The sequence below is a fragment of the Dyella humi genome (assembly GCF_044904605.1).
In the GTDB taxonomy this organism is placed as follows: domain Bacteria; phylum Pseudomonadota; class Gammaproteobacteria; order Xanthomonadales; family Rhodanobacteraceae; genus Dyella_B; species Dyella_B humi.
Genome location: NZ_JADIKI010000001.1, coordinates 1 through 541, shown reverse-complemented (window position 1 = coordinate 541; position 541 = coordinate 1). Strand labels below are relative to the sequence as shown.

2 protein-coding genes are annotated in these 541 nt (G+C 55.8%); both read right to left on the bottom strand.

Going from position 1 to position 541, the window contains the following annotated elements:
• The coding region (locus ISP18_RS00010) for a TubC N-terminal docking domain-related protein (RefSeq protein ID WP_404559209.1) at positions 1-344 on the bottom strand (344 nt) is incomplete at its 3' end.
• The coding region (locus ISP18_RS00005; RefSeq protein WP_404559208.1) for a phosphopantetheine-binding protein at positions 341-541 on the bottom strand (201 nt) is incomplete at its 5' end. The genes ISP18_RS00010 and ISP18_RS00005, both read right to left, overlap by 4 nt.

Genomic DNA, 541 nt, shown 5'->3' with positions numbered 1-541 from the left:
TAGATGTCCTGGATATTGGCCACGCCCCCTGGCACCAGTCCGACGATGCGGTCGATGTCGGCCTGGGACAGCGTGATCAGCGGCAGCATGTCCGGGGTAATGGCGACGCCGTCCGGACGGATCCGATTAGCTGGAATGAAGGTATTGCCGGACCCGCCCGTATAGACACGAAATGGTCGCCCTGAAGCCAGTAGCTCGATTAAAGCCTCTTTGTGCTCGCGCAATGACTCTTTAAGGGCATCGCTGACCTGTCCCTTCGGCGAAGTTACGGCGAGAGTGCCATTTTTAAGCTTCAGCGATGCTTTGGCGCCAACTAATGCATCCAGCAGTTCTTCTATATTCATAGCAGAAACTCGTCCATCTCTTCGCAGGATTCAGATAGTGCGCAAAGCGTTGGATGAGTGAACAAAGTGCGCACAGTGACATCGAACCCTGCCTTACGCAGACGCTCGATCATGCGTATGACCAGCAACGAATGGCCACCCAGTTCGAAGAAGTGATCGTGGCGGCCGATGCGTTCGACGCCGAGCAGCTCCGACCA